This is a genomic window from Streptomyces stoeckheimensis (assembly GCF_045822005.1).
Taxonomy (GTDB): Bacteria; Actinomycetota; Actinomycetes; order Streptomycetales; family Streptomycetaceae; genus Streptomyces; species Streptomyces stoeckheimensis.
Window position 1 is genome coordinate 8118738 of the sequence record NZ_CP169550.1, and the last position, 22815, is coordinate 8141552.

Below are 22815 nucleotides of genomic sequence, written 5' to 3' on the forward strand. Positions count from 1 at the left end.
CGGCCCTCTGTCGCCCGGCCTGCCGGAGCCCCTCACGCGAAGTCGCCGGCGCTCCCAAGAGGTAACGCGGGCAACGGCACTTGCGCGAACCGGGGCAGTCACTTGTGCGGGATGGCGGCCACGGCATCGGGGCCCGTGTTCTACGGTGCAGGGGAGATCAGGCCGTAGTGGCCGTCGTGCCTCTGGTAGAGGACGCATCCTCGTTTCGTGGCCGAGTCGACGAAGAACACGAAGGCGAGCCCCGCGATACGCATGCGGTCGACGGCCGCGTCGACGCCGCACTCAGGGGCGGCGGCCGAACTCACGCTCAACAGGGGACCGGCCTCGTACTGCTGACTGTCTCCGCCGGCAGAGGCCACGCGGTACCCGCCGGTCTGCCCCTGGCGGTAGACGACGCAATCGGCTCCCGATGTCATGTCGGTGAACAGCCAGAAGTCGTAGTCCATGGACTCCATGTCGATGACGGCGTCTTCGGGAGTCTGTCGTCCCAGGCCGAATGACTTCTGGCGCACGATCTGGGGTTCGTCAATCGGCGGCGGCTGGTGGTGGTCGGGACGGTGCTCCCGTCCGCCGTGCTGCCGGGGACTGGCGAGGCGCGCGGCCAGTCGCTCCTGCAGGAGATCGACCGCCTCGAACATGGTGTCCGCAGCACAGTGGGCACGCACCGGGCGGCCGTTCACGTTCACCACGGCCTGGGCGATGGCGGGACGGCTCGCCGATGGGTTGGCCGCCTGCGTGAGCTTGGCGCGGACGGCAAGGATCGGCGGCCCCACGTGTGCGATCGCTGCCAGCATCTTCGCTTGGACGTACTCGGACGCGCCCTCGGGCACTGGCCCTCGCTTGTTCACCAGGACGCCAACCCGTGGACGGGACTTGAGATGGCTCATGTGAATTCCTCCTCCGTCGGCATCAGCCTCGCTTCGGTCAACCTCCTCCGGCCAGTGCCAACCGGCCCGGCTTGGGGGCCGTCCGTACCCGGGCGCGAAACCGACAGGACCTGGCAGCCGGATCCAAGGTCTCCTTCGGTGCGCGGCCGTGCTGAACTCCGTTGCTGTGCAGGACGTTTGGCTACTTGGTGCGGGCCGTTCGCCCCCGGGGCACGCCGCTCTCCGAGCGGGGACATTGGCGATGGGCAGGCGCACGGCCTGCTGTGAGGAAAGGGTTCTACGTCATGGCTCTGCACCAGCACCGTCAGCCCGGGATGTCCCTCTCAGGGTGGCGAAAGGCCGCCTGGGCCACAACAACGTCCGACAGCACGCTTGATGAGCTCGCCGCACCCGTGGCCGTAGCGCGCATCGCGGCTACGACCCGCCTGCTGACCTCGTTCACGTTCCTCTGGGCCTTCGGTGACAAGGCGTTCGGCTGGGGGTACGCGACTCCGGCGGGCAAGGGGTGGATCGACGGCGGTTCTCCCACCAAGGGCTTCTTGAGCCATGTCGCCGCCGGGCCGTTGGAGGGCACCTTCCACGCCTGGGCCGGGGCGGCCTGGGCCGACTGGGCTTTCATGCTGGGGCTGCTCGGCATCGGCATCGCTCTGGCGAGCGGTGTCGCCCTGAGGGCCGCTGCTGTCGCGGGTACCGCGATGATGGCGCTCATGTGGGCTGCCGAGTGGCCTCCGGCCCGGCACCTTTCGGACGGCAGCCTCAGCATGTCGACGAACCCTCTGGTGGACTATCACGTCCTGTACGCGGCTGTCCTGGTGATGCTGGCGGTGATCGGAGCCGGGCGCTTCTGGGGGCTGGGCACCGCTTGGCGGAGCCTGCCCGTAGTCCGCCGCAACCGGTGGCTCCTGTAGCGGAAGCGTCGGTCCGGGGCCGAAGCTGCCCAGCACCTGCACCGCCCGCAAGGCCACTGGCTGGAACCGCGACAGGACCCCTCGTCCGGCGAGGCGGCCGCCGACCGAGCGGGCGTCGGGAAGGGAGGACCGGCCCTGGGGGAGGGACTGTTGGCCCCTGTATGTCAAGGCGTCAAGCGGCGAAGGTGAGTTCAGCGGCGCCGGTTCCCCCGGCCGGCGCCGCTCCCCTGCCGACCGACCCCGATGCTCCGGCATCAGTACGGAGGACAGACCTGTGAAGCGCACGCTCGTTGTCGGAGTGGATGGATCCCCTCAGAGCCGGGCCGCGGCGGACTGGGCCGCACGGGAGGCCGTACGGCGTGACTTGCCCTTGCACGTGGTCCACGCCTGGCTGTGGCAGCCGCTCGCAGCACCGATCGTCCAGGACCGCGACACCGAAGCCGGCCGGGCCGATGACCTCCTGAAGGAAGTCGAGGGCGAGCTCACCCACCGGTACCCGGGACTGGCCCTCACCGCGGAAGTGCTCTCGGACGTGCCGGTGCCGGCCCTCCTGCGCGCCGCCAAGGAAGCGGAGTTGCTGGTGCTCGGCACTCGCGGGCACGGAGCCCTGGTCGGGTTCCTGCTGGGCTCCTACGGTCGGCAGGTGATCGCCGCCGCAGAGTGCCCCGTCGTCTCCGTACGCTCCGCGCACGGCAGGCCGGTGGCCGCACCGGAGGAGGGGGAGGTCGTCGTCGGGCAGCAGGGCGGCGTTCAGGAGTCCGCCGAGGTACTGCGCGTCGCCTTCGAGGCCGCCGCGGCGAGGAAGGTACCGCTGCGTGCCGTCCGCGCCTGGAGCCTGCCCCCGGTCTACGGCTACAGCCCCGGGTCGATGTGGATCGCCGACCAGTTCGGCGGCCTGGAGCCGTACGAGAGGGCCGCGCTGGAGCAGGCGCTGGAGCCGTGGCGGCTGAAGTACCCGGAGGTCGAAGTCGTCGCGCACGTGGAGCAGGGCAGTGGCGGCCACGTGCTGCTGACCGCGGCGTCGGACGCGCAGCTGCTCGTCGTCGGCCGCCGGGTCCGCGAGTCGGCGCTGGGGGCGCACATCGGCTCCGTGGCTCATGCCGTCCTGCACCACGCGGTCTGTCCTGTCGCCGTGGTCCCGCACGCCTGACCCGGCCCGGGTCAGGAAGGGAGGCCGGGCACGCGACTGTACGGCGTGCCCGGCCCTCCCACGTGCCGGGCCGCCGGCTATTCGGCGGCCCGCGCGGGGTGCTGGCTCGGCGGGATCAGCGTGTGGCTGGCGATCACCGCTGCCTGGACGCGACGCTCCACGCCGAGCTTGGTGAGCAGCCGCGAGACGATGTTCTTGACGGTCTTCTCGGCGAGGTAGAGCCGGTTGCCGATCTCCCGGTTGGTGAGCCCTTCGCTGACCATGACGAGGATCTCCTTCTCCCGGTCGGTGAAGCCGGGCAGGCCCGGGACCTGGTCCTCCTTGGGCACGTCGCCGCGCATGCGAGCCATCAGCCGGGTCGTGGCTCCGGGATCGAGCATGGACTGGCCGGCCGCGACCGTACGGACGGCGGTGACCAGGTCGGTGCCGGTGATCTGCTTCAGCACGTAACCGGAGGCGCCCGCCATCACCGCGTCCAGCAGGGCTTCCTCGTCGTCGAAGGAGGTGAGCATCAGGCAGGCCAGTTCGGGCATCTTCGAGCGCAGCTCGCGGCACACGCTCACTCCGTCGCCGTCCTGGAGCCGTACGTCGAGGATGGCGACCTGGGGGCGCAGCGCGGGGATGCGGATCAGGGCCTGTTCCGCCGTGCCCGCCTCACCGATCACGTTCAGGTCGGGCTCCGCGTCCAGCAGGTCGTGCACCCCGCGGCGTACGACTTCGTGGTCGTCGAGGAGGAAGACCGTGATCGGCGGCTTGGTGGGGGAGGGGGCACCGCTGTCGGTCATGACGCAACTCCTTCGCCTGGGTTCGTGCGGGGCGCCCGAACTCCAGCATCCTGCCTGTCCCAGGGGCCGAACGGACAGGGCCGATAGGCCCTCATCCGGCGGCCTCCCCGAGTAGTGGGCCTTCGGGGAAAGGGACCTTCGGCCCTGGGTCGGGGGCATGTGGACCTTCCCGGCGCCTGTTCGCGTGCGGTGAGCTGGTGCCGCACGGGGAAAGGCGCGGCTCGTCCGCAGGGCCGCACGCAGCGTGGAGGTTCCATGACGACCACCTTGATCGACCTGAAGGCCGCGGTGAGGAACGAAGGCGACGTGCGCGTCACGTTGGCCGGAGAACTCGATTTCCATACGGCGGGGCTGGTGGAACCGCGCCTCACCGACCTCGCCGCATCCGGTCACCGCAGCCTCGTCCTGGACCTGTCCGGGATCTCCTTCTGTGACAGCTCGGGCATCGGCCTGTTCTTGCGTGTCGACCACCGCTGCCGCTGGGCCGGAACCCGGCTCCGGCTGTGCGGCGTGCCACCTCTGGTGGCCAAGTCGATGCGCGTCCTCGGTGCCGACCGGGTGTTGCGCATCGTGGCGGCCTGAGCGCGGTGGCATCCGAGACTGGTGCCCTGGTCGGGACCATTTGGCCCTGGTTCCCGTGGTGATCGCGAGGGAGGCTGGTGACGCGGAAGCCGCGAACGATCGATACCGGATGAAGGTGCGGATCATGGACCAGGACGGCATAGGACGCGTCGGCGGTCGCACGGGCGATACGACGACCGGCCGGCGCATGCGGGAGCTGGACAGGGCCGAGGCGCTCAGGCTTCTGGGGACGGTGTCCCTGGGGCGCATCGTCTTCACGCAGTCCGCGCTGCCCGCCGTCCGCCCGGTCAACCACCTGGTCGAAGGCGAGGACGTCATCGTGCGGATCCACGACGACGGGGCGCTCGCCTCCCTCGTTGCCCCGGCCGATACCCCCGGTGTGGTTGTCGCCTACGAAGCGGACGCCATCGATCCCGTCACCCACCTCGGCTGGAGCGTCGTTGTCACCGGATACGCGTGCCCGGTGGCCGACGCCGACGAGGCGGCACGGTTCGCGGCTCTGCTGCGTCCCTGGGTGGGAGACTCCATGACCGGAGCCCTGCGGATCCGCCCCGACCTCGTCACCGGGTTCCGGCTGGAGGCGGAGCGGACGCTGCCCGAGTCGGCTGTCCTGGGCTGATCGCGTCGAGGCCGTCAGCTCCCGGTGGGGAGCGGCGCCCGCCAGACGAGCCGGCTGCCCCCCTCGTCGGGGGTGTCTACTGTGAAGGATCCGCCCAGGCTCTGTGCCCGGTCGTCGAGGTTGCGCAGACCGCTTCGGCGGCCCTGGGCCGGGATGCCGCGGCCGTTGTCGGAGACCGTCAGCACGATCTCGCCCGGTTCGGCCTTGAGGGCCACGGCGACCCTGGTCGCCCCCGCGTGGCGCGCGGCGTTGCTCAGGAGCTCGCTCAGCGCCGCCATGGCGTGGTCGGCGACCTCGGACGGGACGTCCGTATCGAGCAGGCCCTCCATGCTCAGACGCGGTGGATGGCCGAGGGTGGTGGCCGCTTCGCCGACGGCCCGGGCCGCGCGGGCCCGCAGACCCGGTCCGCTCTCGCGGTCCTTGGTGCGCAGACCGAAGATCGTCGAGCGAATGATCTTGATGGTTTCGTCCAGATCCTCGACGGCGCGGCTGACGCGCTCGGCGGCCCCTTCGTGCTCGACGAGCCGTGCGGCGCTCTGCAGGGTCATGCCGGTGGCGAAGAGCCGCTGGATGGCCAGGTCGTGCAGGTCCCGTGCGATCCGGTCTCGCTCCTCCAGCAGTGCTATCTGTTCCGCGTCCCGGCGCCGCTCCGCCAGCTCCAAGGCGATCGCTGCCTGACCCGCGAACGCGACGAGCGGCTCGAGCTCGTTCTCGCCGAAGGCGGGCTCTCCGGCCGCGCGCGCGAGCAGCAGTACGCCCCTGCTCTCCCGGCCGGCGGTGCCCAGCGGGACCGCGACGGCGGGACCCAGCCCGCCCTGTGTCTGCGCGTCGGCCGGGTAGCGGTCGTCGTCCGAGGCGTGGAGGACCGTGACGGGTTGCCCGGTCCGGTGCGCGGTCCCAGAGAGGGTTCCCGCGTAGGGGACGACGAGCCCCTGCCTGGCCTTGCTGTCCGCACCGGCCGCGAACTCCACGAACAACCCCTCCGCGCCGGGCACCGGCATGGAGATGTCCGCGATCCGGGCCCCCGTGATCTCCTGGGCCCGCTGCGCGATGAGCTCCAGCACCGCCGGACGGGGACTGCCCGACAGCAGGCTCTCGGTGATCTCCGCATTGGCCTTGAGCCACAGCTGCTGGCGCTGGGACCCCTCGTAGAGCCGGGCGTTGTCGATCGCCACGCCCGCCGCCACCGAGAGGGTGGAGATCACCGTCTCGTCCTCGGTGTCGAAATCGACCCCGCCCCGCTTGTCGGTCAGGTAGAGATTCCCGAACACCTCGTCCCGCACCCGGATCGGTACGCCGAGGAACGTGCGCATGGGCGGGTGGTGCGGGGGAAACCCGTACGAGGAGGAGTGGGCGCCGAGATCGGTGAGACGCAGGGGCTCCGGGTGGTGGATGACCTCCCCGAGCAGGCCGTGACCGGCCGGCAGGGGACCGATTTCGGCGATGGCCTCCTCGTCGAGCCCCACGGTCAGGAACTGCGACAGGGTGCGGCCGTCGGGGCCGATGACCCCGAGCGCCCCGTAGTCGGCGTCGACGAGCAGGGCCGCGGCCTCCACGATCCGCCGCAGCACCTGGGCCAGATCCAGTTCCCGGCCCACCGAGACGACGGCCTCCAGCAGGCTGTGCACCCGGTCCCGGGTGCCGCGCACGGCGTCGATGCGTACTTGGAGCTCGTCGAGCAGCTCGTCCAGCCGCATCCGAGGCACTTGCGTCGACGGATCCCCCACACTCACGTGATTCCCCTTCGCCGCCCGCCCCGTCCGGAGCCAGCGTATCGGCACGGCCGGGCCCGATGGGGCATCCACCTGCGGTCACTGCGGACGGGGAGCGCACGCCCGGTGAGAGCTGACGGTGAGAGCCGTGCAGTCGCCTCGACACACCTGTGCGAAGCGCGACGCATCCTTGCGCGGAGGCGCGTGCCGTGACCGACTTGACCGCACCACTGGACGGCGAGAGAGACGGACACGGCGATGGGTCTCAAGAAGGCACCCTACGAGAGAGAGCTGCTGCGGCTCCAGACCGAGCTGGTCAAGCTCCAGGAGTGGACGCGCGCGGAAGGCGCCCGCCTGGTCATCGTCTTCGAGGGACGTGACGCCGCGGGCAAGGGAGGAACGATCAAGCGCGTCGCCGAGCACTTGAACCCCCGCGTCGCGCGCATCGCGGCCCTGCCCACGCCGACGGAGCGGGAGCGTTCGCAGTGGTACTTCCAGCGGTACGTCGAGCATCTGCCCGCCGCCGGCGAGATCGTCCTCTTCGACCGCAGCTGGTACAACCGCGCCGGAGTGGAGCACGTCATGGGGTTCTGCACGCCCGCCGAGCACCAGCGCTTCCTGCGCCAGTGCCCGGTGTTCGAACGGATGCTGGCCGAGGACGGGATCCTGCTCCGCAAGTACTGGTTCTCCGTCAGCGACGCGGTGCAGGAGGAGCGGTTCCGGCGCCGCGCGGAGGACCCGCTGCGCCGGTGGAAACTCTCCCCGATGGACCTGGAGTCCCTCACCCGCTGGGAGGCGTACTCGAGGGCCAAGGACGAGATGCTCGTCCACACGGACACGACCGACGCCCCGTGGTACGTGGTCGAGAGCGACGACAAGCGCAGCGCACGGCTCAACATGATGGCCCACCTGCTGGCCTCGGTTCCCTACGAGGACGTGGCCGTACCGTCGCTGACCTTGCCACCGAGGCCGCCGTCCACGGGCTACGAGCGTCCGTCCAAGGAGCTGCAGACCGCCGTACCCGACCACGCGGCCACCCTCGGGAAGGACTGAACCGCGCCGGAGACCGGAGCGCAATGCCGAGCGGATCGTCAGAAGGAGCGCGATGTCCGCAACTGGAAGGCCGGCCCCGGTACCCGCGGGTCTCCGGGGGTACCGCCGCTCCTGGCTCGGGCGGGACGCGTTGGCGGGTGTCACCGTCGCCGCCTACCTGGTGCCGCAGGTCATGGCGTACGCGGGTGTGGCCGGGCTGCCGCCGGTCGCCGGGCTCTGGGCGGTCCTGCCGGCCATGGTCCTCTACGCGCTGATCGGTTCTTCGCGGCTGCTGTCGGTCGGGCCCGAGTCGACCACGGCGCTGATGACCGCCGTTGCCGTGGGACCGCTCGCCGCCGGCGATCCGGGCCGGTACGCGGTGCTCGCAGCGGCCCTCGCCGTGGTCGTCGGCCTGGTCTCGTTGGCCGCTTGGGCCGTACGGCTCGGGTTCCTCGCCGACCTGCTCTCTCGGCCCGTGCTCGTCGGCTACCTCGCCGGCGTCGCACTGATCATGATCATTGATCAGCTGCCCCGACTCACCGGAGTGCGCACGACCAGTTCGGGCTCCTTCCCGCAGCTGTACTCCTTCGTCCTGCACGTCCCGGACGTCGACTGGCCGACCGTCGGGGTGGCCGGTGCTGCTCTCGCGCTGCTCCTGGTGGCGCCGAAGCACTGGCGCACGGTGCCGCGCCCCTTGGTGGCCCTCGTCCTCGCCACGTCAGTCGTGGCGGCATTCGGGCTGGACGACCGGTACGGGATTTCCGTGATCGGATCCGTGCCCTCCGGCCTGCCGGTGCCCTCGCTGCCACCGCTCGGCGACCTGCCCCGGCTGCTCGTCCCGGCGCTGGGTGTGCTGCTCGTCGGCTACTCGGACGTGATCCTGACCGCCCGAGCCTTCGCCGATCGCGGCGATCCGGTCCCGCTGGACCCCAACCGTGAACTCCTGGCCCTGGGGGCGGCGAACCTGGGGGCGGGTGTCCTGCACGGGTTCCCGGTCAGCAGCAGCGCGAGCCGCACCGCCCTGGCGCAGTCGTCGAAGGCGCGGAGCCAGGCGTACTCATTGTTCGCCGCGGTCGCCGTCCTGATGGTCCTGCTCTTCCTGGGCCCCCTGCTGGCCCACACGCCGAGCGCCGTCCTCGGCGCCATCGTCGTCTACGCCGCCGTCCGCCTGGTCGAGGTGGCCGAATTCCGGCGCCTCGCCGCCTTCCGGCGCCGCGAACTCCTTCTGGCCCTGGGCTGTCTCCTGGGCGTCCTGGCGCTCGACATCCTGTACGGCGTTCTCGTCGCCGTGGCCCTGTCGGTCATCGAGCTCCTCGCTCGAGTGGCCCGTCCACATGACGCGGTGGAAGGCCTGGTACCAGGGCTCGCCGGCATGCATGACGTGGACGACTACCCGACGGCGCAGACCGTTCCCGGTTTGGTCATCTACCGGTACGACTCACCACTGTTCTTCGCCAACGCGGAGACTTCCGCCGACGCGCCCTGGCGGCGGTCGACGAACAGAGCCGTCCGGTCCGCTGGTTCGTCCTCAACGCGGAGGCGAACGTCGAAGTGGACATCACGGCCCTTGACGCCGTCGATGGACTCCGTCGGGAACTCGTGCACCGCGGCATCGTCTTCGCGCTGGCCCGCGTCAAGCAGGAACTCCGTGAAGACCTCGATGCGTTCGGCCTGACGGCCTCGGTGGGGGCCGAACAGATCTACCCGACCCTGCCCACGGCCCTGGAGGCCTACCGGGCATGGAGCCGGGAGAAGGGGCTCGCGGAAGAATGAGCAGGAACTACCGGTCCACGTCCGCCCCGCCGTGCACGTGACGCAGTACCTTCCGGGCACCGATCCAGCTGCGGCACGCGACGAGGCCCACGTCGTTGCCCGCGATGCACCCGCAGGGCATCCGGCTCGCCGCCTGCGGTGCGTACGCCCTCCCGGCAGCCGCCGTGGACAGCCTGCGCTCCGTTGGAAGTGATGGCGCCGACGGCCAGCAAGCCCGTCATGTCATTCACCGACTTTCGTGTCATGCCCGGATCCGCATCTCCGTGCTCGCCCCGACTGTCCCGGATACCGGGAGTGGTCGAGCAGGTACCCAACGTCCCTTCGCAGAGTCCAATGGCCCCTCCGCTGGTGGCCGCGCGCTCGGCCAGGGCACAGGCAGAGGGCCCGTCCGGCCCCACGAAGGGCCGTCCGGCCCCTCTCGGAACCGGTGCGGGACAAGCCAGTGTGAGAGATGAGCGAGATATCGCCGAGGAGGCTGGTGGCAGTCATGGGTTCCTATGTGTACGACTTCGCCGAGGGTGGCCGGGACATGGCCGATCTGCTCGGAGGCAAGGGCGCGAACCTCGCGGAGATGGCGCGCATGGGCCTGCCCGTGCCGCCTGGTTTCACCATCACGACGGAGGCCTGCCGCGTCTTCCTGGCTACAGGTGAGCTGCCCGCGGGCCTGGACCGCGAGGTCGTCGAGCACCTGGCGGCGCTCGAGCGGGCTGCCGGCAAACGGTTGGGACAGGTGGACGACCCGCTGCTCCTCTCGGTCAGGTCGGGGGCGCGGTTCTCCATGCCGGGCATGATGGAGACCATCCTGGACATCGGTCTGAACGACCTCTCGGTGCTCGGCCTGGCCAAGATTCCCGACCGGGAGCGGTTCGCGTGGGATTCCTATCGCCGCCTCGTGCAGATGTTCGGGAGCACGGTCATGGGTGTCGACGGCTCGCTCTTCGAAGACGTGCTCCGCCGGGTCAAGGACCAGCACCGCGTCGAGGACGACTCCCACCTGGATGTCTGCGACCTCATGCGGATCGTCGAAATGTTCAAGGACCTCATCCTCGAACGTACGGGTAGTGCGTTTCCGCAAGACCCGACCGAGCAGCTGCGGCAGGCGATCCTCGCCGTCTTCGCGTCGTGGAACGGTGAGCGCGCCCGCCTCTACCGTCGCCGCGAGCACATTCCGGACGGCCTCGGGACAGCGGTCAACATCCAGTGCATGGTCTTCGGGAACCTCGGCTCCGATTCCGGCAGTGGCGTCGCGTTCACGCGCGACCCGGCCACCGGGCGCCCCGGCTTGTACGGGGACTACCTTCCCAATGCCCAGGGCGAGGACGTCGTCTCCGGTGTCCGCGACGCCGTACCGCTGCAGGAGCTGGCCACGCTCGACCCGGTCTCGTTCGCCCGGTTGCGCGGCTACATGGGGCAGCTCGAAACGCACTACCGAGACTTGTGCGACATCGAGTTCACGATCGAGCACGGCGTCCTGTGGATGCTGCAGACCCGAGTCGGGAAGCGCACCGCGCAGGCGGCCTTCAGCATCGCTTCGCAACTGGCCGACGAAGGCCTCATCTCCACTGACGAAGCGCTTGCCCGCGTCGACGGCGACATGCTGGCGCGGCTGATGTTCCCCCGGTTCGACACAGGCGTCGCGGCTCCCGTGCTCACACGCGGCATCCCGGCCTCGCCGGGTGCGGCCGTGGGCGTGGTCGTCTTCGACTCCGGGGAGGCGGTTCGTCGGGCCGCCGCCGGAGAGGAAGTCGTGCTCGTACGGCAGGAGACCACGCCCGACGACCTCCCGGGCATGATCGCGGCCCAGGCGGTGCTCACGAGCCGGGGCGGCAAGACCAGCCATGCGGCGGTGGTGGCGCGCGGTATGGGCAAGGTCTGCGTCTGCGGCGCCGACGCGCTCGCCATCGACCTGGGGGCACGCCGATTCTCCGTCGGCGATGTCGTCGTCTCCGAGGGCGAGACCATCTCCGTGGACGGCTTCGAAGGCTTCGTCAGACTCGGCGCGGTACCGCTGGTCGACTCCGCGGTCATGAGCTACTTCGAGGCGGGCTCACCCGCACCGGACGCCGCCGTGCAGGAGGGCGTACCCGAGGTGCACCGCCTCATGGAGCACGCCGATGCCACCCGACGCCTGGGGGTACGGGCGAACGCCGACACACCGCAGGACGCGGCCCGAGCACGCCGGTTCGGCGCAGAGGGCATCGGGCTGTGCCGTACGGAACACATGTTCCTCGGGGCCCGCCGTCCACTGGTGGAAGCCATGATCCTCGCGCCCACGGAGAACGACCGCGAGGTCGCGCTGGCCGCGCTCCTGCCCTTGCAGCGCGAGGACTTCACCGGAATCCTCGCCGCCATGGACGGCCTGCCCGTGACCATCCGGCTCCTCGACCCGCCCCTGCACGAGTTCCTGCCCGACCGGACGGACCTGGCCGTACGCCTTGCCCGGGACGAAGCATTGGGCCGGACACAGGATCCTCGCGACACCGAGCTGTTGGCCGCAGTCACGCGCATGCACGAGGAGAACCCGATGCTCGGCCTGCGGGGCGTCCGACTGGGTCTCGTGAAACGGGGCCTGGTGGCCATGCAGGTGCGTGCCATCGCAGAGGCCGTCGTTGCCCGCAAGCGGGCGGGAGGTGATCCGCGTGCCGAGATCATGGTCCCGCTCGTGGGCGCGGTCGAGGAGCTTCACCTCGTCCGGCAAGAGGTGGAGGAGGTGCTGTCCACGGTCGCGCGCGAGACGGGAGTCCCGGTGACCTGTCCGATCGGAACCATGATCGAGTTGCCCAGAGCAGCCCTGACCGCCGGCCGTATCGCGAGCCGGGCGGAGTTCTTCTCCTTCGGAACGAACGACCTGACGCAGACCACATGGGGCTTCTCCCGCGACGACGTCGAGGCGGAGTTCTTCGCTGCCTACCTCGACAAGGGAATCTTCGAGACCTCCCCGTTCGAGACGATCGACCGGGAAGGAGTCGGACGCCTGGTGGAGATCGCGGTCCGTGAAGGGCGTGCGGCCCGACCCGACCTCAATATCGGCGTGTGCGGGGAACACGGCGGTGACCCCTCCTCCGTGCACTTCTTCCACGAGGCCGGACTCGACTACGTGTCCTGCTCGCCGTTCCGCGTCCCCGTCGCCCGCCTGGAGGCCGGCCGTGCGGCCCTGTCGGCACGGTCTGCGGACGCGACGAAGTGACACGCTCACCGACCCTGCCGGGGCCGGTGCGAGCGGGCGGAGGGCTCCAAGGAGGTGAAGCGCGCGAGTGGGCCGTCCGCTACGCGCTGCTCTCACACAGGCGGAAGACGGTGACCAGGTCGGGCTTGCTCAAAGGGACGTCGGCCCAGGGGCATGGGCTCGCAGTACCGCGAGCCGCCGGCGGTATTCCTCGTCGTCGATCTCGCCTCTGGCGAATCGCTCCGCGAGAAGCTTCTCGGCCCCCTTGTCGGGGGTCGGGTGCGGCGCGGGCACTGTGGGCCCGTCCGCACCGTCCCGTCTGAGGGCGCGGACCACGAGGATGGCCGCGGCGACGATCAGGGTCCAGATGATCAGTGTGGTGAGGGACATGGCGAACCATCCCCAGGCCCCCATGCCATGGCCATTCCAGTACATTGCGCACCTACCAGGTGGACGGGGTCGACGGTCGCGAGCCGGCCATCTGCTGCCAGGATCTCCGGCTGCACCGAGCCCCGGCATGGGCCGGTCGGCCCACAGTCGGGGCCACAGGGCCCATGCCCGGGACCGGCGGGACCACCAAGACTGAAGACGGACTCGAACAGGAGGCCGTTCATGACCACCCCGTCACCCACCCACCCGCTCCGCCGTCATCGATAGCCTCGGTGCCGGTCAGCTGGTGGGCTGCTCGTGGCTCTTCAAGCCCTAGTCCTGGCGCCTTGGCGCCGAGGTGATGACGCCCGTAGGCGCGTACGAGTTCGACGCGGCTAGCGTGCGGGCGCTGATGGACGCCGACACGGCCTTCGGCTCTGCCGACAGGCCCTAGGTCGGGTAGGTCCTGGCCAACCGGCTGCAGGCCGCCCGAGTGCGCCTTCTCGACCTGTACGCGCCTTACGGCAGCGGCAGCTTCCTCTGATCGTCCGTATGCCGAAGGAGCCGGTCATGCCCGCATCCCGCTACACCGTCAGTGACGTCATGACGCACACCGCCATCGCCATCGGCCGTGGGGCGTCCTACAAGGAGATCGTCGAGCTGATGCACCAGTGGAAGGTCAGCGCGGTCCCCGTCCTGGAAGGCGAAGGCCGGGTCGTCGGCGTGGTCTCCGAGGCGGACCTGCTGCCGAAGGAAGAGTTCCGGCGTACGGACCCCGCGCTGCCCGAGCAGCTGGAGGAAGCGTCGAAGGCCGGGGCGGTGCTGGCCGCGGAGCTCATGTCGAGCCCGGCGATCACCGTCCACCCCGACGCGCCCGTCGCCGAAGCCGCCCGGATCATGGCCCGCAGGCACGTCAAGCGCCTGCCCGTCGTGAACGCGCTCGGCATGCTGGAAGGCGTGGTCAGCCGCAGCGACCTCCTCAAGGTGTTCCTGCGGCCCGACGAGGAGCTCGAGGAGGAGATCCGCCAGGCCGTGCTCACCGAACTGGCACCCGGTGTGACCTTGGACTTCGCCGTACGGGACGGCGTCGTCACCCTGCGCGGCCCGCTGCGGGACCGGGCCTTGGTCCCCCTGTTCGCACGGGCGATCCGCGCGGTCGAAGGTGTCGTGGACGTCCGTATGGAGCAGGACGGCACCATCGCTGCCTAGCTCCGGTTCTCGTCGGCCACAGGGTGCGTTGCGCGTCTTCCTGCGACAATTCGGATGGAAACGCACAGCGCGTGGGCCGAGTCAGGGGCGATCATGTCCGAGGATCCGAACGCCTCCGCAGAGGCGCCGATCAAGGTGTTCCTCCTCGATGACCACGAGGTGGTCCGGCGTGGGCTGCACGACCTCCTGGATGCAGAGCCGGACATCACCGTCGTGGGTGAAGCCGGTACGGCCGAGCAGGCGCTGACCCGCGGGCCGGCGCTCCGTCCGGATGTCGCCGTACTCGATGTGAGGCTGCCCGACAGCGACGGCATCACCGTCTGCCGCGAGCTGCGCTCCCGCATGCCGGGGCTGGCCTGTCTGATGCTGACCTCGTTCGACGACGAGGACGCCTTGCTGGACGCGATCATGGCGGGGGCCGCCGGGTACGTGCTGAAGCAGATCAAGGGTGCTGACCTGGTCTCGGCCGTACGCACGGTCGCCACCGGCCAGTCCATGCTGGACCCCGCGACCACCGCCCGTCTGATGCACTCCCTGCGCGACCCGGAACCGGCGAAGACACCGGAGGACGCCCGCCTGGCAGCTCTGTCCGAACGGGAGCGGGCTGTGCTGGAGCTCATCGGCGAGGGCCTCACCAACCGGCAGATCGCCAAGCGGCTCTACCTGTCCGAGAAGACGGTCAAGAACCACATCTCGCGGTTGCTGGGCAAGCTCGGCGTGGAGCGGCGGGTCCAGGCGGCTGTGATCGCCGCCCAGGTCCACGAGCACGAGGCCGGAACGGTGAAGCGGTAGCAACGTCTGGTGACGGTCACCGCGCGGGCGGGACCAGAGGTACCTGCCACTCCAGGCTAGTGCCCCGCTCCCCGTTTCCCGGCGCGGCAATCTCCATCTGGCCGCTGAGCCTTTCGGCACGCTCCGCCAGGTTCCGCAGTCCGCTGCGCCGACCGCCGGCGGGCAGGCCCACTCCGTTGTCGGTCACCGTGATCGTCAGCTTCCCGTCGGCCGCGACGATCGAGACCTCCACCCGCGTGGCCCCGGCATGGCGGGCGACGTTGGTGAGAGCTTCCCCCACCACGGCGATGACCTCGTCGGCGACGGCGGACGGTACGTCGGTGTCGATCAGTCCTTCCATCCGCAGGGCAGGGGCGAAGCCTAGGGCTGCGGCCGCCTCGTCCAGGGCCTTGACGGCGCGGGAGCGCAGCTTGGAGGCCGCACCGGGGGTTTCGTGCTCGCGGAGTCCGAAGATGGTCGATCGGATGATCTTGATGGTGGCGTCGAGGTCGTCCACGGCGCGCGCGATGCGTTCCGATGCCTGGGGATGGTCAATGAACCGCTGGGCGCTCTGGAGGGTCATGCCAGTGGCGAAGAGGCGCTGGATGGCCAGGTCGTGCAGGTCGCGGGCGATGCGGTCGTGGTCCTCCAAGAGGCTCATCTGCTCGGTGTCGCGGCGCCGGTCGGCGAGCTCCAGGGCGAGGGCGGCCTGGCTCGCGAACCCCGGAAGTGGGGCGACCTCCGTGGTGGCGAACACGGGGCGACCGTGCCGCCGGGCCAGCATGAGGACGCCGCTCAGGCTTTCCTTGGTGCCGACGGTGACGGCGACCGCCGGGCCGAAGCCCGTCCACCGCTCGGGGTGCACGGTGACGTGTTCGTCGGTCGCCACGTCGGGGACCGTGATGAGGCCGTTGTGGGCCAGTGCGGCCTCGGCGAGGGTTCCCTGGGTACTGGGCAGGACGATCCCGCGGTGTGCCTCGGCACCCTCCCCGAGGGCGAGGGAGCCTCGCAGTTCACCGGCGGAGCCGAGAAGGTAGAAGACGCCCATGTCGGCGCGGGTGATGTCCTTGGCCTGCTCCAGCATGCCCTCGAGGACTTCGTTCTCGGGCGCTCCGGAGAGCAGGGCGCTGGTGATGTCGGAGCTGGCCTCCAGCCAGCGCTCGCGCAGCCGGACCTCCTCGAAGAGCCGGGCGTTCTCGATGGCGATGCCGGCCGCGACGGCGAGGGTGGACAGGACCGCTTCGTCCTCGGCGTCGAAGTCGGCTCCGCCGCGCTTCTCGGTCAGATAGAGGTTGCCGAAGACCTCCTCGCGGACCCGGATCGGGACACCGAGGAACGAGTGCATCGGCGGGTGGTGGTCGGGGAACCCGTACGAGGCCGGGTGCTCGGACAGCTCCGACAGCCGCAGTGGTTCGGGGTGGCGGATCAGCTCGCCGAGGATGCCGTGGCCGGAGGGCAGGTCTCCGATCTGTGCGCGGAGGGCGTCGCTGATGCCGACGGGAAGGAACTCGGCCAGTTTCTTGTCGTTCCCGATGACTCCGAGGGCCCCGTATTCGGCGTCCACGAGCACTACGGCGGCCTCGACGATGCCTTGCAGGACCTGCGGCAAGTCGAGTTCCCGGCCCACGGACATGACGGCTTCGAGTAGACCGTTCAGCCGGTCCCGCGTGCCTCTGACCTCGTCGATCCGTACCTGGAGTTCATCCAGCAGTTCGTCGAGCCGCAGTCGAGGAACACCGCTCCGGGTGGGCTGTTCCCCTGTGCTCATGCCCGCCTCCGGCAGGAAGGGATGGCGAGACGGCCATCCGTTCCACGGTATCTCCGGTCGGGGCGCCCGGCCCTTCCACTCAACGGGAGGCCGCTGCCCCTTCCGGCTTCTCCTCGTGTCGCGGCGTACCGGTTTCGTCGTGCAGGTGGCGGACGTGGGCGTCCGGGCCGGGGAAGATCACGGTGGTACGGCCGGTGTCGGACCAGCGCACGTCGTACGGCGGGGTGCCGTCCTCGTGGTGCAGGGCGATGACTTCGCCGTCACGGCCTGTCGTTCCGGCGGTGGGGCCGCCCACGATGATCTGGTCGCCGACCTCGGCGTGGATCCCGTCTTCGTGGGCAAGCGGATTCGCGTTCATGATCATGCCTTTCTGTGGAATGCGCCGCGCAGGAGCCGGGCGGCGGCGAATGCCGCGAGGGCTGCCGCGGCGGCGAGCCCTATGCCGGCCCGGCCCACCGGTTGGGCGTCCAGCAGCGACTGCAGAGCGGGAAGGTGCAGGGCAGCCATCGCAAGGAGGGCGGAGGCCGCCACAGCGGCTGGGAGGGAGAGGTTCTGGGTGGTGAGCAGCCGGGCCCTCAGTCCCAGGGCCACGCCCAGCTGGGCTCCGAGCAGGGACAGGAAGAGCACGCTCTGCCAGGGCAGGCCCATGGAGCGCGCGCCGATGCCGGCGATCAAGCTGAAAGCCGTCACGGCCGCAGCGAGGATGAGGAGGCGTTGCCACACGCCTGCGGCCAGGATGTGCTGTCCGGGCGGCCGGGGTGGGCGCCGCATGGCCTCTGGCGAGGCCGGTTCGGCCCCCATGGCCACGCCGGTCAGGCCGTGGGTGAGGAGGTTGATCCACAGGATCTGGCCCGCCCAAGAGGGAGGGCAAGGCCGAGCAAGGGGCCTGCCAGCCAAAGTGGTGGCGGCGGTCGCTTTCGGCGGATCGCTGATGGCGATCAGGCCGAGAAGGCTCAGTCCGTTTTCCGCCTCGGCGGCGGGCAGACTCCACTGGAGCCGTTCGGCGCCTGCCACCGCCAGGACTCTGAATCCGTGCACGGCCAGCTGGGCAGCTTGCAGGCGAGCCTGGTCCAGGACCTCGGGCGGCTCGGAGAGCACCATGGGAGCCAGGACGCTCTCCGGCGCCCCCTTGAGGCAGACCAGGACGTTGCCGTCGGGGCAGGTGGTGCAGGGTGGTCATCCGCTTACGCGAACTGTCGAACGGTGCTTCTCCGATCCGGGGGCAGTCCCGGTGCAGCTCGGCGGGGTCGGGGCAGCCTGCCTTGGCAGCGGCGGCCAGCAGTGCGGCCTCCATGGGGTCGCCCACGGCCGTCCATGCTGCGGAGTCGCTCCGGGGCGGTTTCAGACTTGCGTCGTTGCACAGGGCTGCCGTGGTGAGCAGTTCCTGCACGGGGCGGAGCTGCTCGGGCGTCAGGGAGCGTCCGGCCCGGGTCAGGTCTCCTTGAGGTTCGTATCCGCTGCCGGACACGTCCGCGGCTCCGGACGGCGTCCACAGGTGCTGGACGACCACGCGGCCCTCGGTGAGGGTGCCGGTCTTGTCCGTGGCCAGCACGCTCACCGAGCCCAGTGTCTCCACGGCCGGCAGGCGCCGGACCAGGGCGCCGCGGGCCGCCATACGGCGGGCTCCGAGGGCGAGGGCGAGGGTGACCACGGCGGGCAGGGACTCGGGCACCGCGGCGACGGCCAGGCTGATGGCGGTGACCGCAATCGTGCTCACGCCGAGGCCGCGTAGGAGGCCCAGGGCGAAGAACAGCACGCACAGGGCGAGGGTGACGGCGGCAAGGACGCGGCCGAGGGAGGCGAGGCGGCGCTGGAGCGGTGTCGGCTCGTGGTCCCCGTCGAGGAGGGCTGCGATCCGGCCGAGGGCGCTGGCGGATCCGGTGGCCGTGGCCGTCGCCACACCCCGCCCGCGCACCACGACGGTGCCGGCGCTGACCACGTCACCCGTGGATTTGGCGACGGGTTCGGATTCGCCGGTGAGCATCGACTCGTCCATCAGGAGAGCGGATGCCTCGGTGAGATCGGCGTCCGCGGCGACGATGTCACCCTCGCCCAGCAGCAGGCTGTCACCCGGCACCACGAGCGCTGCCGACACTTCGTAGGCGGCCCCGTCGCGCAGCACCCGGGCGTGCGGGGCAGAGAGAGCGGAGAGCGCGGCGACCGCGCGGTCCGCCCGGACCTCCTGGGCCACTCCCACGGTCGTGTTGAAGACGACCACCAGGCCGATGACGACGGCGTCCGGGTGGTCGCCGATCGCGATGGTCAGGAGTGCGGCACCGAGCAGCACCATGATCAGCGGATCACGCAGCTGCGCCAGTACCCGGCGGCGGAGGAGGTGTGGGTCGCGGAGGTGCAACCTCGTTGCGTCCGTAGCGGGCCAGCCGGCGTTCGGCCTCGGCCCGTGTCAGCCCTGTCGGGGCCGAGGAGGCGACGGACGGCGTTTCGATCGCGCGGCTGGTCACGGCGGGCTCAGCCGGTGGGGACGGTGATCACGGGGCAGTGCGCGCGGTGCAGGAGGCCGTGGACGACGGATCCGATGCGCATGCCGGTGTATCCGCCGCGGCCGCGGCGGCCCACGACGACGGCCAGGGCGTGCTCGGCGGCCCGGGCGAGTTCCTCGACGGGGTGGCCGGTGAGGACTTCGTGCGTCACGTGCACGTCCGGGTACTTGTCCGACAGGCCGGCGGTGGCCTCGGAGAGCAGGGTGCGCCGGGCGTGCAGTGCCACCTCTTCGTCGTTCAGCATGATGAGCGGCGGCTGCCATACGCAGACGACCCGCAGCGCCGCCCCCCGGAGGTCGGCCTCGTCGAAGGCGAAGTCCAGCGCGGCAGTGGCGGACGCGCTGCCGTCGATACCGGCGACGACGTAGGGCGGCTGCTGGCTGATGTGTTCGGCGTCGCCCACGACGACGACCGGGCAATGGGCCTGGGCGGTGACGGGGACCACGAGCGAGCCGGCGCTGAAGAACTCGGCGGTGCGGCTCAGGTGCCGGGAGCCGAGGACGATCATGCGTGCGTCTCGCGCCGCGCCGCCCAGGACGGGGACGGGGAAGCCGCCGAGCAGATCGCCGGTGACGGCCACCTCGGGGTGGCGGGCACGCACCCAGTTGCACGCTTGGCCGAGCCTGTCGGATGCGGCCTGCCGCAGGGCCGTCTGACCGGGGTCGTCGTCGACGTGATGGGTGTCGTGCTGGGGCGGTACCGCGAGCACCAGGCGCAGCGGGAGCCGGCGCCGTTGTGCCTCGTCGGCGGCCCAGGCGAGGGAAAGGTGCCAGTCCCTGTCCGGGTCGATGCCCACGACGATGTCATGGCTTCCTGTCGGGTGGATGGTCATGACCGGCTCCCGAAGTCGCTGCCGGTCCGGGGGATGAGGAGGACGGGGCAGTGGGCGTGGTGCAGCAGGCTGTGCGTGGCCTTGCCCAGGCTGGGGGCGAGTCCGAGGGCCCCCGGGATCCGGCGGCCGCCCATGACGAGCAGGTCGGCGTGCCGGGACGCCTCGACCAGGACACCGGCCACGGAGATGCTCTTCTCCGCATCGGCCCGAACCTCCAGGTCGGGGAACTCGCCGCGGACCACGTCCGTGACGGCCCGAAGGGTCTCTGCGTGGCCGCCGGCGATCTCGTTGACACCGTCGAGCATGCTGACCACCTCACCTACGGACTGGAGCACGTTCCACACGTGCAGGAGCCGCAGGGAGGCCTTGTGCAGCTCGGCTTCCCGGGCGGCGTACCGGGCGATCAGGAGGTCGTGCTCATCGCGGATCGCCGCGAGGACCGTGCCGGTCTCCTCGGCCCCGTCGATGCCCCGGACGACGATGACGGGCGTCATGGCGATGGCCGCGGTGCCCAGCCCGACCGAGCCGAGCATGAGGGAGTTGAAACCGCCCAGGCCGCGGTTGCCCACCACGACCGTGCCGTGGAGCCCGCCGGCCCGGTGAAGGCTGTCGATGGCGCTCGCGCGGCTGAACTCGGTGGTCACGTTCAACCCGGGGTACTCGGCCGACACGGCCTTCGCCGTGTCGTCAAGGATGGTCCGGCCGTTGACACGGATACGGTCGATGGTCTCCGCCGACACGTACAAGGCCCTGCCGTCCGTGTCGGAGCCGTAGACGATGTGGAGGGGACGGTCACGGCGTGCGGCCTCCTTGGCCGCCCACAGGGCAGCGACGCGTGCCGACTGTGAGCCGTCCACGCCGACGGTGACCGAGCTGGTGTCCGGGGTGCGGAATGCGCTTTCCACGGTTCCTCCCAACCGAGAAGCCGATGAGGGACACCACCCACGGTGGCACCGCCGGCGTTTCGGCAAGAGGGCCGCCCGGGACCGCAGACGGGACCAAAGGTCCCCATCGTCGTCGACCGGACACCTCGGGCCCTTGCGGCCCCCCGGACGGGACCGTTCGGCCCTCGATCGCCGGCGGCCTTCGACGGATGGTGGGGGCACACCCCACACCCCACACCCCACACCGGACATCAGCCCCGCGTGACACGGCGGAGCAGGAGGGCCTCATGAAGCATCTCAAGGTGGCGGACCTGATGACCGACGAGGTCGTGTCCGTGGCCCCGGGCACCGGTTTCAAGGACGTCGCGAAGCTCCTCGCCCAGTACGACATCTCGGGAGTCCCTGTCCTGGACGACGAGGACCGCGTGGTGGGCGTCGTCTCGCAGACGGACCTGCTGGCCTACACGGTGCCAGGCTCCCATCTCTCTGAGCAGAGCCCCCCGGCGCCTGGTCCGCCCACCGCGGGCGAGGTCATGTCCGCGCCGGCGGTCACCGTTCACGCCGAGGAGACAGTGGCTGACGCCGCCCGGCTGATGACCCGTCGCGGCATCGAACGACTCCCCGTCGTGGACGTGGAGGACCGGCTCGTCGGCATCGTCACCCGCCGGGACCTGCTCCGCCTGTTCCTGCGCCCGGACTCCGAGATGCGCCGGCGTATCACCGACGAGGTCCTCACGGAGGTGCTCGGTGTGCCGGCCGGTGACGTCGACGTCCATGTGGTCGACGGCATCGTCACTCTGGAAGGCCATGTCGAGCGCCGGAGTCAGCTCCCTGCGCTTCTCGGCCTCGTCGAACAACTCGACGGGGTCGTCGCCGTGGCATCACGCGTCACCGCCCGCACCGACGACACGGCAAGCATGCACGGGGACCATGCCCGGCACGCCATGCCGTGGTGATGAGCGCCGGACCGTACGAAGGGAATCGAAGTCATGAAGAACCACGTGACCGTCGGAGTCGACGGCTCCCCTGAGAGCCGGGCAGCAGCACGCTGGGCCGCGCACGAGGCCGTCCTGCGGCAGGTGCCGCTACGCCTCGTGCACGCCGTCGACTGGCCCCTGGACCCGGTGTTCCCCGGACTGGGCCGCCAGGACGTGGACCGCTGGGCGGACCAGGCTCTGGCCGAGGCCGCGACGGAGCTGCACGGGCGCCACCCGCACCTGGAGATCACGACCCGCTGCCTGACGGCACGGCCGGCAGCCGCTCTCGCGGCCGAGGCCGCCGACGCCGGGCTGCTGGTCCTGGGATCGCGCGGTCTGGGCGGCCTGGTCGGTTTCGTCGTCGGCTCGGTGGCGATGTCCACCGTGGTCGCGACCGACACCCCGGTCGTCATGGTTCGCATCGCCGACGACCCGGACGGCCCGGGCACCGGCTCCGGAGCCGAGGTCGTCGTTGGGGTCGACATCCACGAAGCGTGCGACCGGGTACTGGCCTTCGCCTTCGAAGAGGCAGCCCGGCGCGACTGTACATTGCGGGCCGTGCACGGCTGGAAGATGCCGGCCGCCTACAGTTACGTCCCCTTCTTCGACCCGGACAACGAACGGGACATCGGCAGGAGCGTCACACACATGGTGGACGACATGCTGCTGCCCTGGCAGCGCAAGTTCCCCGACGTGAACGTCAGCCACAACGTGTTCATGGGATCCGCGGGCGAGCATCTCGTCCGGGCCTCGCAAGGAGCGGGACTCGTCGTCGTGGGGCGCCATCTTCGCCGCTCCGCCCTCGGGGCGCACCTGGGCTCGGTCGCCCACGCGGTCCTGCACCACGCGGCAGCCCCCGTAGCCGTCATCGCCCACGACTGAAGGAGCGG

20 protein-coding genes and 2 pseudogenes are annotated in these 22815 nt (G+C 70.6%); 11 read left to right on the forward strand and 11 right to left on the reverse strand.

The features are described from left to right. Positions 1 to 140: 140 nt before the first annotated feature. Entirely contained in the window at positions 141 to 887 is a 747-nt protein-coding gene (locus ACE1OC_RS36880; protein WP_407840657.1) for a ribosome hibernation promotion factor, read from the reverse strand. A gap of 284 nt (positions 888 to 1171) precedes the next feature. Here ACE1OC_RS36880 and ACE1OC_RS36885 point away from each other — a divergent pair, with 284 nt between their 5' ends. Both ACE1OC_RS36885 and ACE1OC_RS36890 read left to right on the forward strand, forming a co-directional pair. Then, the gene (locus ACE1OC_RS36885) at positions 1172 to 1795 is read left to right on the forward strand and encodes a hypothetical protein (RefSeq protein WP_407840658.1); all 624 of its coding nucleotides are present in this window, start codon (positions 1172 to 1174) and stop codon (positions 1793 to 1795) included. A 274-nt stretch (positions 1796 to 2069) separates the two neighbouring features. After that, positions 2070 to 2945 carry a universal stress protein gene (locus tag ACE1OC_RS36890; protein WP_407840659.1) on the forward strand — a complete coding sequence of 292 codons (876 nt, stop codon included), beginning with the start codon at positions 2070 to 2072 and terminating at the stop codon, positions 2943 to 2945. Between the two features lie 77 nt (positions 2946 to 3022). Here the strand turns inward: ACE1OC_RS36890 and ACE1OC_RS36895 are convergent, their stop codons facing one another. After that, entirely contained in the window at positions 3023 to 3730 is a 708-nt protein-coding gene (locus ACE1OC_RS36895) for a response regulator (protein ID WP_407840660.1), read from the reverse strand. Between the two features lie 255 nt (positions 3731 to 3985). Between ACE1OC_RS36895 and ACE1OC_RS36900 the strand changes: the two genes are divergently transcribed. Together ACE1OC_RS36900 and ACE1OC_RS36905 are read left to right on the forward strand one after the other, a co-directional pair. Next, positions 3986 to 4312, forward strand: a complete 327-nt coding sequence (locus ACE1OC_RS36900) for an STAS domain-containing protein (RefSeq protein WP_407840661.1) — start codon at positions 3986 to 3988, stop codon at positions 4310 to 4312. Between the two features lie 124 nt (positions 4313 to 4436). After that, positions 4437 to 4931 carry a pyridoxamine 5'-phosphate oxidase family protein gene (locus ACE1OC_RS36905; RefSeq protein WP_407840662.1) on the forward strand — a complete coding sequence of 165 codons (495 nt, stop codon included), beginning with the start codon at positions 4437 to 4439 and terminating at the stop codon, positions 4929 to 4931. Positions 4932 to 4945: 14 nt separating this feature from the next. Here ACE1OC_RS36905 and ACE1OC_RS36910 read toward each other — a convergent pair whose 3' ends face one another. Then, on the reverse strand, positions 4946 to 6628 hold the full coding sequence (locus ACE1OC_RS36910; RefSeq protein WP_407840663.1) for a GAF domain-containing protein: 1683 nt from the start codon (positions 6626 to 6628) through the stop codon (positions 4946 to 4948). Positions 6629 to 6901: 273 nt separating this feature from the next. Here ACE1OC_RS36910 and ppk2 point away from each other — a divergent pair, with 273 nt between their 5' ends. From ppk2 to ppdK, 3 genes and pseudogenes are all read left to right on the forward strand, one after another. Further along, on the forward strand, positions 6902 to 7696 hold the full coding sequence (gene ppk2 / locus ACE1OC_RS36915) for a polyphosphate kinase 2 (RefSeq protein WP_407840664.1): 795 nt from the start codon (positions 6902 to 6904) through the stop codon (positions 7694 to 7696). Between the two features lie 52 nt (positions 7697 to 7748). Then, positions 7749 to 9448, forward strand: a pseudogene (locus ACE1OC_RS36920) (SulP family inorganic anion transporter). A gap of 487 nt (positions 9449 to 9935) precedes the next feature. Next, positions 9936 to 12635 (forward strand): pyruvate, phosphate dikinase, encoded by a 2700-nt coding sequence (gene ppdK / locus ACE1OC_RS36925; protein ID WP_407840665.1) that lies wholly within the window; start codon positions 9936 to 9938, stop codon positions 12633 to 12635. 129 nt (positions 12636 to 12764) lie between these two features. Here the strand turns inward: ppdK and ACE1OC_RS36930 are convergent, their stop codons facing one another. Further along, positions 12765 to 13004 carry an SHOCT domain-containing protein gene (locus ACE1OC_RS36930; RefSeq protein WP_407840666.1) on the reverse strand — a complete coding sequence of 80 codons (240 nt, stop codon included), beginning with the start codon at positions 13002 to 13004 and terminating at the stop codon, positions 12765 to 12767. A 549-nt stretch (positions 13005 to 13553) separates the two neighbouring features. Here ACE1OC_RS36930 and ACE1OC_RS36935 point away from each other — a divergent pair. Then, entirely contained in the window at positions 13554 to 14192 is a 639-nt protein-coding gene (locus tag ACE1OC_RS36935) for a CBS domain-containing protein (protein ID WP_407840667.1), read from the forward strand. A gap of 93 nt (positions 14193 to 14285) precedes the next feature. Next, a complete protein-coding gene (locus tag ACE1OC_RS36940) occupies positions 14286 to 14984 on the forward strand; it encodes a response regulator (protein ID WP_407840668.1) in 699 nt (232 codons plus the stop codon). A 16-nt stretch (positions 14985 to 15000) separates the two neighbouring features. Here the strand turns inward: ACE1OC_RS36940 and ACE1OC_RS36945 are convergent, their stop codons facing one another. From ACE1OC_RS36945 to ACE1OC_RS36975, 7 genes and pseudogenes are all read right to left on the reverse strand, one after another. Then, positions 15001 to 16731 (reverse strand): GAF domain-containing protein, encoded by a 1731-nt coding sequence (locus ACE1OC_RS36945; RefSeq protein WP_407840669.1) that lies wholly within the window; start codon positions 16729 to 16731, stop codon positions 15001 to 15003. Positions 16732 to 16810: 79 nt separating this feature from the next. Continuing rightward, positions 16811 to 17089, reverse strand: coding sequence for a DUF1918 domain-containing protein (locus ACE1OC_RS36950; RefSeq protein WP_407841797.1), 279 nt, complete (start codon positions 17087 to 17089; stop codon positions 16811 to 16813). A 2-nt stretch (positions 17090 to 17091) separates the two neighbouring features. Continuing rightward, on the reverse strand, positions 17092 to 17832 hold the full coding sequence (locus ACE1OC_RS36955) for a cation transporting ATPase C-terminal domain-containing protein (protein ID WP_407840670.1): 741 nt from the start codon (positions 17830 to 17832) through the stop codon (positions 17092 to 17094). 115 nt (positions 17833 to 17947) lie between these two features. Further along, positions 17948 to 19021: pseudogene (locus tag ACE1OC_RS36960) on the reverse strand (HAD-IC family P-type ATPase); the annotation flags it as partial. Between the two features lie 10 nt (positions 19022 to 19031). Next, on the reverse strand, positions 19032 to 19193 hold the full coding sequence (locus ACE1OC_RS36965) for a cation-transporting P-type ATPase (RefSeq protein ID WP_407840671.1): 162 nt from the start codon (positions 19191 to 19193) through the stop codon (positions 19032 to 19034). A gap of 7 nt (positions 19194 to 19200) precedes the next feature. Further along, a complete protein-coding gene (locus ACE1OC_RS36970; RefSeq protein ID WP_407840672.1) occupies positions 19201 to 20064 on the reverse strand; it encodes a universal stress protein in 864 nt (287 codons plus the stop codon). Further along, positions 20061 to 20969, reverse strand: a complete 909-nt coding sequence (locus tag ACE1OC_RS36975) for a universal stress protein (RefSeq protein ID WP_407840673.1) — start codon at positions 20967 to 20969, stop codon at positions 20061 to 20063. The genes ACE1OC_RS36970 and ACE1OC_RS36975 overlap by 4 nt, the downstream gene beginning before the upstream one ends. 266 nt (positions 20970 to 21235) lie before the next feature. On the opposite strand from ACE1OC_RS36975, the gene ACE1OC_RS36980 reads away from it, so the two are divergent. Together ACE1OC_RS36980 and ACE1OC_RS36985 are read left to right on the forward strand one after the other, a co-directional pair. Then, positions 21236 to 21904, forward strand: a complete 669-nt coding sequence (locus ACE1OC_RS36980) for a CBS domain-containing protein (protein WP_407840674.1) — start codon at positions 21236 to 21238, stop codon at positions 21902 to 21904. 33 nt (positions 21905 to 21937) lie between these two features. Further along, entirely contained in the window at positions 21938 to 22807 is an 870-nt protein-coding gene (locus ACE1OC_RS36985) for a universal stress protein (RefSeq protein WP_407840675.1), read from the forward strand. Positions 22808 to 22815 lie beyond the last annotated feature (8 nt).

What these genes read in the sequence shown, in the direction of transcription:
- ACE1OC_RS36880 (WP_407840657.1), bottom strand. Translation starts at nt 887, where the DNA reads ATGAGCCATCTCAAGTCCCGTCCACGGGTTGGCGTCCTGGTGAACAAG.
- ACE1OC_RS36885 (WP_407840658.1), top strand. Translation starts at nt 1,172, where the DNA reads ATGGCTCTGCACCAGCACCGTCAGCCCGGGATGTCCCTCTCAGGGTGG.
- ACE1OC_RS36895 (WP_407840660.1), bottom strand. Translation starts at nt 3,730, where the DNA reads ATGACCGACAGCGGTGCCCCCTCCCCCACCAAGCCGCCGATCACGGTC.
- ACE1OC_RS36900 (WP_407840661.1), top strand. Translation starts at nt 3,986, where the DNA reads ATGACGACCACCTTGATCGACCTGAAGGCCGCGGTGAGGAACGAAGGC.
- ACE1OC_RS36905 (WP_407840662.1), top strand. Translation starts at nt 4,437, where the DNA reads ATGGACCAGGACGGCATAGGACGCGTCGGCGGTCGCACGGGCGATACG.
- ACE1OC_RS36910 (WP_407840663.1), bottom strand. Translation starts at nt 6,628, where the DNA reads ATGCGGCTGGACGAGCTGCTCGACGAGCTCCAAGTACGCATCGACGCC.
- ppk2 (WP_407840664.1), top strand. Translation starts at nt 6,902, where the DNA reads ATGGGTCTCAAGAAGGCACCCTACGAGAGAGAGCTGCTGCGGCTCCAG.
- ppdK (WP_407840665.1), top strand. Translation starts at nt 9,936, where the DNA reads ATGGGTTCCTATGTGTACGACTTCGCCGAGGGTGGCCGGGACATGGCC.
- ACE1OC_RS36930 (WP_407840666.1), bottom strand. Translation starts at nt 13,004, where the DNA reads ATGTCCCTCACCACACTGATCATCTGGACCCTGATCGTCGCCGCGGCC.
- ACE1OC_RS36935 (WP_407840667.1), top strand. Translation starts at nt 13,554, where the DNA reads ATGCCCGCATCCCGCTACACCGTCAGTGACGTCATGACGCACACCGCC.
- ACE1OC_RS36940 (WP_407840668.1), top strand. Translation starts at nt 14,286, where the DNA reads ATGTCCGAGGATCCGAACGCCTCCGCAGAGGCGCCGATCAAGGTGTTC.
- ACE1OC_RS36945 (WP_407840669.1), bottom strand. Translation starts at nt 16,731, where the DNA reads ATGAGCACAGGGGAACAGCCCACCCGGAGCGGTGTTCCTCGACTGCGG.
- ACE1OC_RS36950 (WP_407841797.1), bottom strand. Translation starts at nt 17,089, where the DNA reads ATGAACGCGAATCCGCTTGCCCACGAAGACGGGATCCACGCCGAGGTC.
- ACE1OC_RS36955 (WP_407840670.1), bottom strand. Translation starts at nt 17,832, where the DNA reads ATGGTGCTCTCCGAGCCGCCCGAGGTCCTGGACCAGGCTCGCCTGCAA.
- ACE1OC_RS36970 (WP_407840672.1), bottom strand. Translation starts at nt 20,064, where the DNA reads ATGACCATCCACCCGACAGGAAGCCATGACATCGTCGTGGGCATCGAC.
- ACE1OC_RS36980 (WP_407840674.1), top strand. Translation starts at nt 21,236, where the DNA reads ATGAAGCATCTCAAGGTGGCGGACCTGATGACCGACGAGGTCGTGTCC.
- ACE1OC_RS36985 (WP_407840675.1), top strand. Translation starts at nt 21,938, where the DNA reads ATGAAGAACCACGTGACCGTCGGAGTCGACGGCTCCCCTGAGAGCCGG.